The sequence below is a fragment of the Photobacterium sp. TLY01 genome, assembly GCF_021432065.1.
Classification (GTDB): Bacteria; Pseudomonadota; Gammaproteobacteria; order Enterobacterales; family Vibrionaceae; genus Photobacterium; species Photobacterium halotolerans_A.
This window is the reverse complement of the sequence record NZ_CP090364.1, coordinates 2,499,100-2,510,640: the sequence shown is the minus strand read 5'-3', so window position 1 is coordinate 2,510,640 and position 11,541 is coordinate 2,499,100. Positions and strand designations below refer to the sequence as shown.

The 11,541-nt window shown below is 52.7% G+C and carries 13 protein-coding genes; 12 read left to right on the top strand and 1 reads right to left on the bottom strand.

Annotated features, from left to right (window positions below; all coding sequences use genetic code 11):
- Position 1: 1 nt before the first annotated feature.
- Positions 2–949, top strand: a complete 948-nt coding sequence (gene secF, locus LN341_RS11805) for a protein translocase subunit SecF (protein WP_046218871.1) — start codon at positions 2–4, stop codon at positions 947–949.
- A 106-nt stretch (positions 950–1,055) separates the two neighbouring features.
- Here the strand turns inward: secF and suhB are convergent, their stop codons facing one another.
- Positions 1,056–1,856 (bottom strand): inositol-1-monophosphatase, encoded by an 801-nt coding sequence (gene suhB / locus LN341_RS11800; protein ID WP_234203387.1) that lies wholly within the window; start codon positions 1,854–1,856, stop codon positions 1,056–1,058.
- Between the two features lie 200 nt (positions 1,857–2,056).
- On the opposite strand from suhB, the gene trmJ reads away from it, so the two are divergent.
- From trmJ to pepB (LN341_RS11745), 11 genes are all read left to right on the top strand, one after another.
- Entirely contained in the window at positions 2,057–2,791 is a 735-nt protein-coding gene (gene trmJ / locus LN341_RS11795) for a tRNA (cytosine(32)/uridine(32)-2'-O)-methyltransferase TrmJ (protein ID WP_234203386.1), read from the top strand.
- 109 nt (positions 2,792–2,900) lie between these two features.
- Positions 2,901–3,407: a Fe-S cluster assembly transcriptional regulator IscR gene (gene iscR / locus LN341_RS11790; RefSeq protein ID WP_027252964.1), complete on the top strand. Its 507-nt coding sequence runs from the start codon at positions 2,901–2,903 to the stop codon at positions 3,405–3,407.
- A gap of 31 nt (positions 3,408–3,438) precedes the next feature.
- On the top strand, positions 3,439–4,653 hold the full coding sequence (locus tag LN341_RS11785) for an IscS subfamily cysteine desulfurase (protein ID WP_046218869.1): 1,215 nt from the start codon (positions 3,439–3,441) through the stop codon (positions 4,651–4,653).
- A 32-nt stretch (positions 4,654–4,685) separates the two neighbouring features.
- Positions 4,686–5,072 carry a Fe-S cluster assembly scaffold IscU gene (gene iscU / locus LN341_RS11780; protein WP_046218868.1) on the top strand — a complete coding sequence of 129 codons (387 nt, stop codon included), beginning with the start codon at positions 4,686–4,688 and terminating at the stop codon, positions 5,070–5,072.
- A 20-nt stretch (positions 5,073–5,092) separates the two neighbouring features.
- Positions 5,093–5,416, top strand: coding sequence for an iron-sulfur cluster assembly protein IscA (gene iscA / locus LN341_RS11775; RefSeq protein WP_234203385.1), 324 nt, complete (start codon positions 5,093–5,095; stop codon positions 5,414–5,416).
- Positions 5,417–5,497: 81 nt separating this feature from the next.
- On the top strand, positions 5,498–6,013 hold the full coding sequence (gene hscB, locus LN341_RS11770) for a co-chaperone HscB (protein WP_046218866.1): 516 nt from the start codon (positions 5,498–5,500) through the stop codon (positions 6,011–6,013).
- A 39-nt stretch (positions 6,014–6,052) separates the two neighbouring features.
- A complete protein-coding gene (hscA, locus tag LN341_RS11765; protein ID WP_234203384.1) occupies positions 6,053–7,906 on the top strand; it encodes a Fe-S protein assembly chaperone HscA in 1,854 nt (617 codons plus the stop codon).
- Positions 7,907–7,908: 2 nt separating this feature from the next.
- The gene (gene fdx, locus LN341_RS11760; protein WP_234203383.1) at positions 7,909–8,247 is read left to right on the top strand and encodes an ISC system 2Fe-2S type ferredoxin; all 339 of its coding nucleotides are present in this window, start codon (positions 7,909–7,911) and stop codon (positions 8,245–8,247) included.
- A 77-nt stretch (positions 8,248–8,324) separates the two neighbouring features.
- The gene (iscX, locus tag LN341_RS11755; RefSeq protein ID WP_027252957.1) at positions 8,325–8,525 is read left to right on the top strand and encodes a Fe-S cluster assembly protein IscX; all 201 of its coding nucleotides are present in this window, start codon (positions 8,325–8,327) and stop codon (positions 8,523–8,525) included.
- A gap of 360 nt (positions 8,526–8,885) precedes the next feature.
- Positions 8,886–10,172 (top strand): aminopeptidase PepB, encoded by a 1,287-nt coding sequence (pepB, locus tag LN341_RS11750; protein ID WP_046218863.1) that lies wholly within the window; start codon positions 8,886–8,888, stop codon positions 10,170–10,172.
- A gap of 72 nt (positions 10,173–10,244) precedes the next feature.
- Positions 10,245–11,522 (top strand): aminopeptidase PepB, encoded by a 1,278-nt coding sequence (pepB, locus tag LN341_RS11745; RefSeq protein WP_046218862.1) that lies wholly within the window; start codon positions 10,245–10,247, stop codon positions 11,520–11,522.
- The last annotated feature ends 19 nt before the right edge of the window (positions 11,523–11,541 follow it).

Below are 11,541 nucleotides of genomic sequence, written 5' to 3'. Positions count from 1 at the left end.
CATGTTTCAAATAATGAAAGCGGATAAAGTGATCGACTTTATGCGCTGGTCGAAACTGGCCTTTGTGCTGTCTGCCGTGATGATCATTGCTTCCATTTCTGTTGTCCTGACCAAGGGCATGAACTGGGGGCTGGATTTCACCGGCGGTACGCTGATTGAAGTCGGGTTCGAGCAACCTGCGGATTTGGCGCAGATTCGTGATTCTCTGGAAGTGGCCGGTTTTGGTGATGCCATCGTGCAGAACTTCGGAACAGCCCGTGATGTGATGGTACGTCTCCAGCCACGTGAAGGTGTCGCCGGTGAAACTCTGGGCAATCAGATCCTGGATGCGCTCCGTGAAGGGACCCATCAGAGTGTCGAAATGCGCCGGATTGAGTTTGTTGGCCCGAATGTCGGAGATGAACTGGCAGAAGCAGGCGGCCTGGCGATTCTGGTCTCACTGATCTGTATTTTGCTGTACGTATCGATGCGTTTTGAGTGGCGTTTGGCTGCCGGGGCAGTGTTGTCTCTGGCCCATGATGTCATTATCACGATTGGTATTTTTTCACTGCTGCAAATCGAGGTCGATCTGACGATCGTGGCAGCCTTGCTGACTGTTGTCGGTTATTCACTCAACGATACCATAGTCGTGTTTGACCGTATTCGTGAGAATTTCCGTAAGATGCGCAAAGGCGGCCCGGCTGAGGTGATGGATCATTCCATCACGCAAACGCTGAGCCGTACCCTGATCACGTCAGGTACCACCTTGTTTGTGGTCATCGCCTTGTTTATGAAAGGCGGCACCATGATTCACGGGTTTGCCACAGCACTGTTAATCGGTATTACCGTCGGTACCTATTCTTCTATCTATGTCGCTTCGGCACTGGCGCTGAAACTGGGGATTACCCGTGAGCACCTGATGCCACCTAAAGTGGAAAAAGAAGGTGAAGAATTCGACGCCATGCCGTAATGGCGATTGGGGGCGGGTGAAATTCTGCCCTTAAATCTTGGCTGAAGACGTAAAAAAGCCCCGGCAACCAGGTTGCCGGGGCTTTTTCAGATTCTCAGCGAGACACTTATTTTTTCAGCGCTTCGCTACCGTGTTCACGGATTTTCGCCAGCATAGGCTTCACGACACGAACATTACCCGCGACGATGTTGCCAGAAGCCAGGTAGTTCGTGTTCCCGGTAAAGTCAGTACAGATCGCGCCTGCTTCACGGGCAATCAGTTCACCGGCTGCCATTTCCCAAGGTTTCTGACTCAGCTTGAACACACCGTCTACGCGGCCGGCGGCCAGATAGCACAGATCCAGCGCAGTCGAGCCGGACAGACGAATGTCATCGCACTCAACAAACATGGCCTGCTGGATTTTAGTGTAGCTTTCGGCGTGTTGCTTGGCGGTGAAAGGCAGGCTGCTTGCCAGAACCGTACCAGCCAGGTTACGTGGCTGAGAGGCACGGATGCGCTGGCTGTTCAGCTGTGCGCCAGAACCGCGGGTTGCGGTGAACAGTTCGTTACGGGCTGGATCGTAGACGGCGGCAACTTCAGTGCGGCCACGCATACGCAGGGCAACTGAAATGGCATAGTGCGGGATACCGCGGGCGAAGTTATTGGTGCCATCCACTGGGTCGATGATCCATTGGCATTCTTTGTCGCGGCCTTCTTTGGTGCCGGACTCTGCACCCACGATGCAGTGATCAGGATAAGACTTCAGAATGGTATCGATGATGATAGCTTCTGCTTCGTGATCGATATTGGTGACAACGTCGTTGCCTTTTTTATTGACTTCAATGCCTTGCGGTTTTTCTAAAGACTTAGCGACATGATCACCGGCTTTACGGACAGCACGGATCGCGATATTGAGCATCGGATGCATAGGATCTTCCCAACGGATGTTAAAGAACTAAAAAGCGGCGGCGAGTATATCAGAGCCTGAGCAAAAAGGAAGTGGTTATTTTTTGTTCGGTTCAGGCCGGGAGCGGACTGCCAAGCTCGGCTTACAATGTTTTCCCCACTTTACAGAAGGCTGTGCTAAAATCCCCCGGTTTTGAAATCAGAGTTGGAAAACAGGCTGTCATGTTAGATCAAATCCGCGTGGTGCTGGTAGGCACATCACATTCAGGCAACATCGGCTCAGCGGCACGAGCAATGAAAGTGATGGGGCTGAGTCAGCTTGTTCTGGTTGAACCTGCTTGTGAGATTGATGGTCAGGCGATCGCACTGGCAGCCGGTGCGGCCGATATCGTCGAAAATGCCCGCATTGTCAGCACGCTGGATGAGGCCATTGCTGATTGTGGTCTGGTGGTCGGCTCAAGCGCCCGTTCCCGTAGTCTGGAGTGGCCGCAGCTCAATCCCCGCGAGTGTGGGATTAAAACGATTCAGGAAGTGCCGGCGCATCCGGTTGCTTTGCTGTTTGGCCGTGAACGGACGGGGTTGACCAACGAAGAGATGCAAAAGTGTCATTGCCACGTGTATATTCCCGCGAACCCGGAATACAGTTCGCTGAACCTGGCGATGGCGGTGCAGACGATCAGTTATGAAGTGCGCATGGCCTATCTGGATAAGGAAGCTCAAGCGTTTCCTGCCGATGACAGTTTGCCTGAGTACCCGCGTACCATGGAACTGGAAAAGTTCTTTGACCATTTGTACGACGTCATGGAACAGACTCAGTTCATCAGCAGCCGCTCCGGCATGGTGATGGCAAAATTACGGCGCCTGTTTGTGCGCGCCAGACCCGAAGAGCAGGAGCTGAATATCCTGCGCGGTGTGTTGTCATCAGTGCAAAAATCCCTCGCCGGACAGAAAAAGTAGTTGTTTAATGTACAGATAATGCCTGACTAAATTAGTCGGGTATATACTTGACCATTTTAGTCAGGTATGCGACACTGCTGCCATAGATTCGAGTAGGTAGCGGTGTGTTATGAGATTGACATCAAAAGGACGGTATGCAGTCACGGCCATGTTGGACGTTGCGCTGCATTCTCAGGAAGGTCCGGTGCCTCTGGCTGATATTTCAGAGCGCCAGGGGATTTCACTGTCTTATTTGGAGCAATTGTTTGCTCGTTTGCGTAAAGCCGGCCTGGTGGCCAGCGTGCGTGGTCCGGGTGGTGGTTACCGACTGGGCGAAGAGGCACATCAGATTGCTGTCGGTACTGTGATCGCGGCCGTCGACGAATCGGTCGATGCCATGAAGTGCCACGGCAAAGGGGATTGTCAGGGCGGCGTTCGCTGTCTGACTCACACCCTGTGGCACGACCTCAGCGCGCGCATCAGTGACTTTCTGAACAATATTACGCTCGGTGAACTGATGCAGGACAACGACGTGCTGACTGTGTCAGACCGTCAGGACCAGCGCCTTCAGAAGTCGTCTTTTGGACATAAGAATACACACGACAGCGCCACTATAGGTGTCGATGTTCGCTCCTAGCGCCCAGCGGCCCGTGTTTTTGGAGATGAAGATGAAATTGCCAATATATTTAGATTATTCCGCTACTTGCCCTGTAGATCCCCGTGTTGCCGAGAAAATGGTGCAATGCATGACAATGGACGGTAACTTCGGTAACCCGGCTTCCCGTTCCCACCGTTTTGGCTGGCAGGCTGAAGAAGCGGTTGATAATGCCCGTGAGCAAGTGGCAGACCTGCTGAATGCGGACCCACGTGAGATCGTGTTCACCTCAGGTGCAACAGAATCTGATAACTTGGCGATCAAAGGGATTGCGCACTTCTACGGTAAAAAAGGTAAGCACATCATTACCTGCAAAACAGAACACAAAGCGGTTCTGGATCCTTGCCGTCAACTGGAGCGTGAAGGCTACGAGGTGACTTACCTGGAGCCGGAGTCAAACGGTCTGATCGATTTGGCGAAGCTGCGTGACGCCATCCGCGAAGACACCATCCTTGTTTCCATTATGCATGTGAACAACGAAATCGGTGTGATTCAGGACATTACCGCGATTGGTGAAATCTGCCGCGAACGTGGCGTATTCTTCCATGTGGATGCTGCTCAGTCTGCCGGTAAACTGCCGATTGATGTGCAGGAAATGAAAGTAGATCTGATTTCCCTGTCTGCGCACAAAATTTACGGCCCGAAAGGGATTGGTGCCCTGTACGTGCGTCGTAAACCACGTATCCGCCTGGAAGCACAAATGCACGGTGGCGGCCATGAACGTGGTATGCGTTCCGGTACTCTGGCCACGCATCAAATCGTCGGTATGGGCGAAGCCTTCCGTATCGCGAAAGAAGAAATGGATCTGGACCGTCAGCATGCGCTGGCTCTGCGTAACCGCTTGCTGGACGGTGTAAAAGACATTGAAGCGATGACTGTCAACGGTGATCTGGAGCAACGTGTTCCGAACAACCTGAACATCAGCTTTGCGTTTGTTGAAGGTGAGTCCCTGCTGATGGCGCTGAAAGATCTGGCGGTTTCGTCCGGTTCAGCCTGTACATCGGCCAGTCTGGAGCCTTCGTACGTTCTGCGTGCGTTGGGTCTGAATGATGAGTTGGCACACAGTTCAATCCGCTTCTCTTTTGGTCGATTCACGACAGAAGAAGAAGTAGACTACGCAATTTCGCAAATCCGTACCGCAGTCGACAAACTGCGTGAGATGTCACCGCTTTGGGATATGTACAAAGAGGGAATCGACCTGAACACAGTTGAGTGGGCACACCACTAAGTTGCGGTCTTCACGAATTCGAGGAAATTACCATGGCATACAGTGACAAAGTAATTGATCATTATGAGAACCCGCGGAACGTGGGCTCATTTGACAAAGATGACAAAAATATCGGTAGCGGTATGGTTGGCGCGCCGGCATGTGGCGACGTAATGAAACTGCAAATCAAAGTGTCTGATGAAGGCATTATTGAAGATGCACGTTTTAAAACCTACGGCTGCGGTTCTGCTATCGCATCCAGCTCACTCATCACTGAGTGGGTGAAAGGGAAAACCCTGGACGAAGCAGCATCGATCAAAAACTCAGCGATTGCAGAAGAACTTGAGCTGCCACCGGTGAAGGTGCACTGCTCAATTCTGGCTGAAGACGCCATTAAAGCCGCTGTTAGCGATTACAAAAAGAAACATCAAAGCAATTAATGAAATAAGGGTTGTTGTTCATGGCCATTACCATCACTGAAACTGCAGCGAGCCGTGTGTCGGCTTTCCTGGAAAATCGGGGCAAAGGTTTAGGCCTGCGCTTGGGTGTCCGAACATCAGGATGCTCTGGTATGGCCTATGTCCTTGAGTTCGTTGATGATCTCAACGAAGGCGATGAGGTCTTTGAGCAATTCGGCGTCAAAGTGATCGTCGATGCCAAAAGCCTGGTTTACCTGGAAGGGACAGAGCTGGATTTCGTCAAAGAAGGACTGAATGAAGGTTTCCAATTTAACAACCCGAACGTGTCTAGCGAATGTGGTTGTGGTGAAAGCTTCAACGTTTAATACTCGCTGACGGCGAGACATTGCCTGGGCGCGAGCATTCTGCTTCGCGCCTCTTGCTTGTAAACCGATATCAGACGCCCTATGAATCATTTCGAACTATTCGGCCTGCCTTTCCAGTTTGAACTGGATGCGAGCCTTCTTGCCACACGTTTCCGCGACCTGCAGCGACGTTTTCATCCGGATAATTTTGCGACAGCTTCTGAGCGTGATCGCCTGATGGCCGTTCAAAAAGCCGCGCACATCAATGACGCATTCCAGACCCTGAAAAACCCGGTGACGCGTGCTGAGTATATGCTGGCGGAAAACGGCGTTGATATTCGCGCCGAGCAGCAGACCTTGCAGGATCCTGAATTTCTGATGCAGCAAATGGAGCTGCGTGAAGCCCTTGAAGAGATCCCTTCCGCTGAGGACCCTGAGTCAGCTCTGTTTGATTTTGATCAGCAGGCGGTTCGTTTGCACAAAGCACAACTCAGCGAGTTAAAACAGTTGCTGGAAGCCGGCGAGTGGGAACCAGCAGCAGACGCAGTACGTAAACTCAAATTCATCGAAAAGCTGCGAGTCGAGGTCGAACGTCTGGAAGAGACGCTGTTCGACTGATTTTATTTACTTACCAGCTAAAAGCCCACAGGAAGGACAATGGCACTGTTACAGATTGCTGAACCGGGTCAAAGCGCTGCACCGCACGAACACAAACTGGCGGTGGGTATTGACCTGGGAACCACCAACTCTCTCGTTGCTGCTGTACGTAGTGGCGTAGCAGAAACCCTGCCCGACGCGCAAGGCAAGTCAATTCTGCCTTCTGTTGTTCATTATGATGAGCAAAGCATTCTCGTTGGCGACGAAGCTAAAAAACTGGCTCAGCAGGATCCTGCAAATACCATCATTTCCGTAAAACGCATGATGGGACGTTCGCTGACCGATATTGAGCAGCGTTACCCGAATTTGCCATATCAGTTTGAAGCATCCGAATCAGGTTTACCGCAACTGCTGACTCGCCGCGGTAAGGTCAATCCGGTTCAGGTGTCTGCGGATATTCTGAAAACCCTGACTGAGCGTGCGAAAGCAACCTTGGGCGGCGATCTGGAAGGTGTGGTGATCACGGTGCCGGCCTACTTTGACGATGCCCAGCGTGCCGGCACCAAAGATGCAGCGGCATTGGCCAATCTGAAAGTCTTGCGCTTACTGAACGAGCCGACTGCAGCCGCCATTGCCTATGGTCTGGACTCTGGTCAGGAAGGTGTCATTGCTGTTTATGATTTGGGCGGCGGCACCTTCGATATCTCGATTTTACGTTTGTCGAAAGGCGTATTTGAAGTGCTGGCAACCGGTGGTGATACGGCACTGGGGGGAGATGACTTCGATCATCTGCTGGCAGACTGGATTCTGGCACAAAGTGGCCACAGCGACATCCTGACGGCGTCTGAGCGCCGCGCATTGCAGGATGTGGCCACAGACGCCAAAGTGGCGCTGACTGACAGTGACAGTGCGGAGATTGACGTGCTGGGCTGGCAGGGACACATCACCCGGGCTCAGTTTGAAGCCCTGATTCAGCCGCTGGTGAAAAAGACACTGATGTCTTGTCGCCGTGCGGTGAAAGATGCGGGAATTGAACTCGATGAAGTGATTGAAACTGTGATGGTTGGCGGTTCAACGCGTGTCCCTCTGGTGCGTGAGATGGTGGGGGGATTCTTTGGTAAAACCCCGCTGACATCGATTGACCCTGATAAAGTGGTTGCTATCGGTGCCGCCATTCAGGCCGATATTCTGGCCGGTAATAAACCTGATTCTGAAATGCTGCTGCTGGATGTGATTCCCTTGTCTCTGGGCATTGAAACCATGGGCGGTATGATCGAGAAAATCATTCCGCGCAACACAACAATTCCGGTGGCTCGGGCCCAGGAATTCACCACCTTTAAAGATGGTCAGACGGCCATGTCTGTGCACGTGGTGCAAGGTGAGCGGGAAATGGTGGCAGATTGCCGCTCTCTGGCTCGCTTTACGCTGCGGGGGATTCCTGCCATGGCCGCAGGCGCGGCACATGTGCGTGTCACTTATCAGGTGGATGCGGACGGGCTGTTGTCGGTCACCGCAATGGAAAAAAGTTCCGGTGTGCAATCTTCCATTCAGGTCAAGCCGTCTTACGGTTTGAGCGATGATGAGATCGCCAATATGATTCGCGATTCGATGACACACGCGCGTGAAGACAAAGATGCCAGGGCGCTGGCGGAACAGCGCGTCGAAGCGGATCGGGTGCTGGAAGGCCTGATTGCGGCGCTGGCGGCTGATGGTGAGACGCTGCTGTCGAAAGAAGAGCGCGAAGCATTGGAAGCGACCATGATGGAGCTGGTTCAATTGCGTCAGGGTGAAGACCCGCGTGCAATTGAAGCTGGTATTAAGAAAACTGATAAAGCAAGCCAGGAATTTGCCGCACGCCGGATGGATAAATCCATTCGCGAGGCACTGGCCGGTCAATCGATTGATGAGGTTTAGGCATGCCTAAAATTGTTGTATTACCCCACGAAGAACTTTGCCCAGAGGGCGCAGTGCTGGAAGCAGCGAGTGGCGAAACTGTGCTGGATGTGGCACTGCGAAACGGCATTGGTATTGAGCATGCCTGTGAAAAATCCTGTGCCTGCACAACCTGTCACGTCATTATCCGTGAAGGGTTTGATTCACTGAACGAAAGTGAAGAACTGGAAGATGACATGCTGGATAAGGCGTGGGGGCTGGAACCTGAGTCCCGTCTGGGCTGTCAGGCCAGAGTTGCCGATGAAGATCTGGTGGTTGAAATTCCTCGCTACACCATCAATCTGGCCAGCGAAAACCATTAATCAGCAAGCCCGTTACCCTTTGGTGGCGGGCTTGCTACACTTTGAATACTTTCTGTTTGCAATGGGGCAGGTGCATCATGGGACTGAAGTGGATTGATTCCAGAGACATTGCCATCGCCTTGCTGGAAGAGCATCCGGATGTTGACCCGCAAAGCATTCATTTTGTTGAGTTACGGGACTGGATTCTGGCGCTGGACGAGTTTGATGATGACCCGAACCACTGCGGGGAAAAAGTATTGGAAGCGGTGCAATTGTGCTGGATGGAAGAGAAGGACTGAGTGGATATTTGTGAATAGTCGATCATTCTCTTAATCTTGTGGTAAATGCCTTGTTTATTTGCTTATTTGACGGCAAGGTAAACCAATCGCTTTGATATGTGAGTGACAGCCAATAAATTGTCTGCACTGACAAAACGAAATGGCGGACCAAAAGGTCCGCTTTGTTGTATTTTCGCATTGCTTCACTTGAAATTGCGCATTCATGCACCATAAACACAGTCAATTCAGTGTGACTGGATGCGAACGATGGCCGCTCAGGCACAGGTAGCCGAAGGACAGAATCCGGTTGTCTGCAAGTCATAAGCATGCCGCCTGTACGAGCTGTGAGTGCTTGTTGGGCATATACTCAAGGAGTTTTACATGTCTTCTACTATGTCAGTATTTCTGACTCAAGACGCTGCTGCCGAGCAGTGGGGTGAAAATGCACTGGTCTCTTACGGTGAGAACGGTGCTCAGATCCATGTGACCAATGACGATGTGCTGAATCTGATTCAGCGTGCTGGCCGGACGCTGGACGGTCAGGGGATTAAGCAGGTCGCGCTGAGCGGTGATGAATGGGATCTGGAAACCATCTGGTCTTTCATTCAGGGGCACCGTAATGCCAAGCCGGGCAACAGTGTCAGCTGGCCTGAGCTGGATGACGAAGATGAAGCGGAATTGCAGGCGCGTCTGACCGCAACCAACTGGGTTCGCGATATCATCAACCAGAGTGCCGAAGTGGTGAATCCTTCGCATCTGGCCAACCGTGCTGGTGAATTCATTAAATCCCTGGCCCCGGATCATGTCAGCTACAAGGTGCTCAAAGGCAACGATCTGCTGGATGAAGGCTGGGTTGGCATTCATACCGTTGGCCGGGGTTCAGAGCGCTCTCCTGCCATGCTTATTCTTGATTACAACCCAAGCGGTGACGCTGAAGCACCGGTTGCGGCGTGTCTGGTTGGCAAAGGGATTACCTTCGATTCCGGCGGTTACAGCATGAAGCCGTCTGAAGGCATGGCCGCGATGAAAGCGGACATGGGCGGCTCGGCAATGGCAACTGGCGGTCTGGCATTAGCCATTGCCCGCGGCGTGCAAAAGCGTATGAAGTTGATCCTGTGCTGTGCAGAAAACATGGTCTCGGGTCGTGCTTTCAAACTGGGCGATATCATTACGTACAAGAATGGCAAAACGGTTGAGATCCTCAACACAGATGCTGAAGGCCGCCTGGTGCTGGCCGATGGTTTGATTTATGCCAGCGCGCAAAAACCGGATCTGATCATTGACTGTGCAACCCTGACCGGTGCCGCGAAGAATGCTCTGGGGAATGATTACCATGCCTTGTTCAGCTTTGATCACAGCATGGCGCAGAAAGCACTGATTGCTGCCAGTGAAGAGCACGAAGGTTTGTGGCCACTGCCGCTGGGTGAACACCACCGCCGCATGATGCCATCGAGCTTTGCTGATCTGGCCAATATCTCAAGCGGCGACTTCACGCCGGGGGCCAGTACAGCGGCGGCTTTCCTGTCTTACTTTGTTGAAGATTATAAAAAAGGCTGGCTGCATTTTGACTGCAGCGGTACCTACCGTAAATCGGCCAGCGATAAGTGGGGCGTGGGCGCCACGGGCATGGGTGTACGCACACTGGCCAACATTCTGGCTCAGGATTAATTTCATTCTTCGCTTTAATTTTACGCACAACAGTTCACGCTGTTGTGCGTTTTCAACTTAGGGAACACAACGATGCTTACCGTATTACTTTCCGCAGAGCCGAATCAGGGCGTTTGGGGTGATAAAGCGCTGGTCTCCTACCAGCAGGACAGCGTGGTGATTCATTATCAGGATGATTTTGTCCTGCGCCGCATTCAGCAGGCGGCTCGTCAGCTTTCTGCCCAAGGTGCGACTGAGGTCAGTCTGAGTGGTGAAGGCTGGAGCTACGAGCGCCAGTGGGCGTTTTATTGTGGCTTTGCCGCAACACGCAAACCGGTGGCAGTGCAGTGGGCTTCTATGGATGAAGACGAGCTGGAACTGCTGAACGCACGTCGTCGCAGTGCAGACTGGGTGCGTCAGGTTGTGAATGCAACGCCGGAAGACATGTACCCGGAAAAACTGGCGCAGGAGGCGATCAGCTTCCTGAAAAGTGTGGCCGGTAATCACATCAGTCACGAAGTGCTGGTTGGCGACGAACTGCTGGCTGAAGGCTGGATTGGCACGCATAGTGTAGGGCGTGCAAGCAGCCGTCCGCCTGTAATGCTGACACTGGATTTTAACCCAACGGGTGATCCTGACGCGCCTGTACATGCCTGCCTGGTTGGTAAAGGGATTACGTTCGACTCCGGTGGTTACAGCATCAAGTCGAGTGCTGGCATGGTGGCGATGAAATGCGACATGGGCGGCGCAGCCACAGTGACGGCTGCGCTGGCTTATGCCATTGAACAAGGCCTGAAAAAGCGCGTGAAACTGGTCCTGTGCTGTGCCGAAAATATGGTGGCCGGTAATGCTTACAAGCTGGGCGATATTCTGACCTATAAGAACGGTCTGACGGTGGAAGTGGTCAATACCGATGCGGAAGGACGTCTGGTTTTGGCTGATGGTTTGATCAAAGCCGGTGAAATGAAGGCGCCGCTGATCATTGATGCCGCGACGCTGACCGGTGCTGCCATGATGGCAGTGGGCCAGGATTATAACGCTATCTTCTCATTGCAGCCTGAACTGCTGCGCAAAGCACAGCAGCTGTCTGAGCTGGTCAACGAGCCGGCATGGCCGCTTCCGTTGCAAAAATGGCATCAGAATTACTGCCCCTCTGATTACGCTGATACCGCTAACAGTCGCCCTGTAAAAGGCGGTGGGATGGGCGGTGCGTCAAATGCTGCCGCCTTCCTGTCCCGCTTTGTCAGTGATGACAGCCGCTGGATTCATTTTGATCTGGCTTCCTGCTTCCGTGACGGTGCTGATGCGCGCTGGGCGGCGGGTGCGACTGGGCTTGGGGTGGCAAATATTGCCGCGTTGCTGTTACAGTAAGCACATTGGACAGGGAAAC

Coding starts and splice junctions, on each gene's coding strand:
- secF (WP_046218871.1), top strand. CDS start 2: ATGTTTCAAATAATGAAAGCGGATAAAGTGATCGACTTTATGCGCTGG.
- suhB (WP_234203387.1), bottom strand. CDS start 1,856: ATGCATCCGATGCTCAATATCGCGATCCGTGCTGTCCGTAAAGCCGGT.
- trmJ (WP_234203386.1), top strand. CDS start 2,057: ATGTTAGATCAAATCCGCGTGGTGCTGGTAGGCACATCACATTCAGGC.
- iscR (WP_027252964.1), top strand. CDS start 2,901: ATGAGATTGACATCAAAAGGACGGTATGCAGTCACGGCCATGTTGGAC.
- LN341_RS11785 (WP_046218869.1), top strand. CDS start 3,439: ATGAAATTGCCAATATATTTAGATTATTCCGCTACTTGCCCTGTAGAT.
- iscU (WP_046218868.1), top strand. CDS start 4,686: ATGGCATACAGTGACAAAGTAATTGATCATTATGAGAACCCGCGGAAC.
- iscA (WP_234203385.1), top strand. CDS start 5,093: ATGGCCATTACCATCACTGAAACTGCAGCGAGCCGTGTGTCGGCTTTC.
- hscB (WP_046218866.1), top strand. CDS start 5,498: ATGAATCATTTCGAACTATTCGGCCTGCCTTTCCAGTTTGAACTGGAT.
- hscA (WP_234203384.1), top strand. CDS start 6,053: ATGGCACTGTTACAGATTGCTGAACCGGGTCAAAGCGCTGCACCGCAC.
- fdx (WP_234203383.1), top strand. CDS start 7,909: ATGCCTAAAATTGTTGTATTACCCCACGAAGAACTTTGCCCAGAGGGC.
- iscX (WP_027252957.1), top strand. CDS start 8,325: ATGGGACTGAAGTGGATTGATTCCAGAGACATTGCCATCGCCTTGCTG.
- pepB (WP_046218863.1), top strand. CDS start 8,886: ATGTCTTCTACTATGTCAGTATTTCTGACTCAAGACGCTGCTGCCGAG.
- pepB (WP_046218862.1), top strand. CDS start 10,245: ATGCTTACCGTATTACTTTCCGCAGAGCCGAATCAGGGCGTTTGGGGT.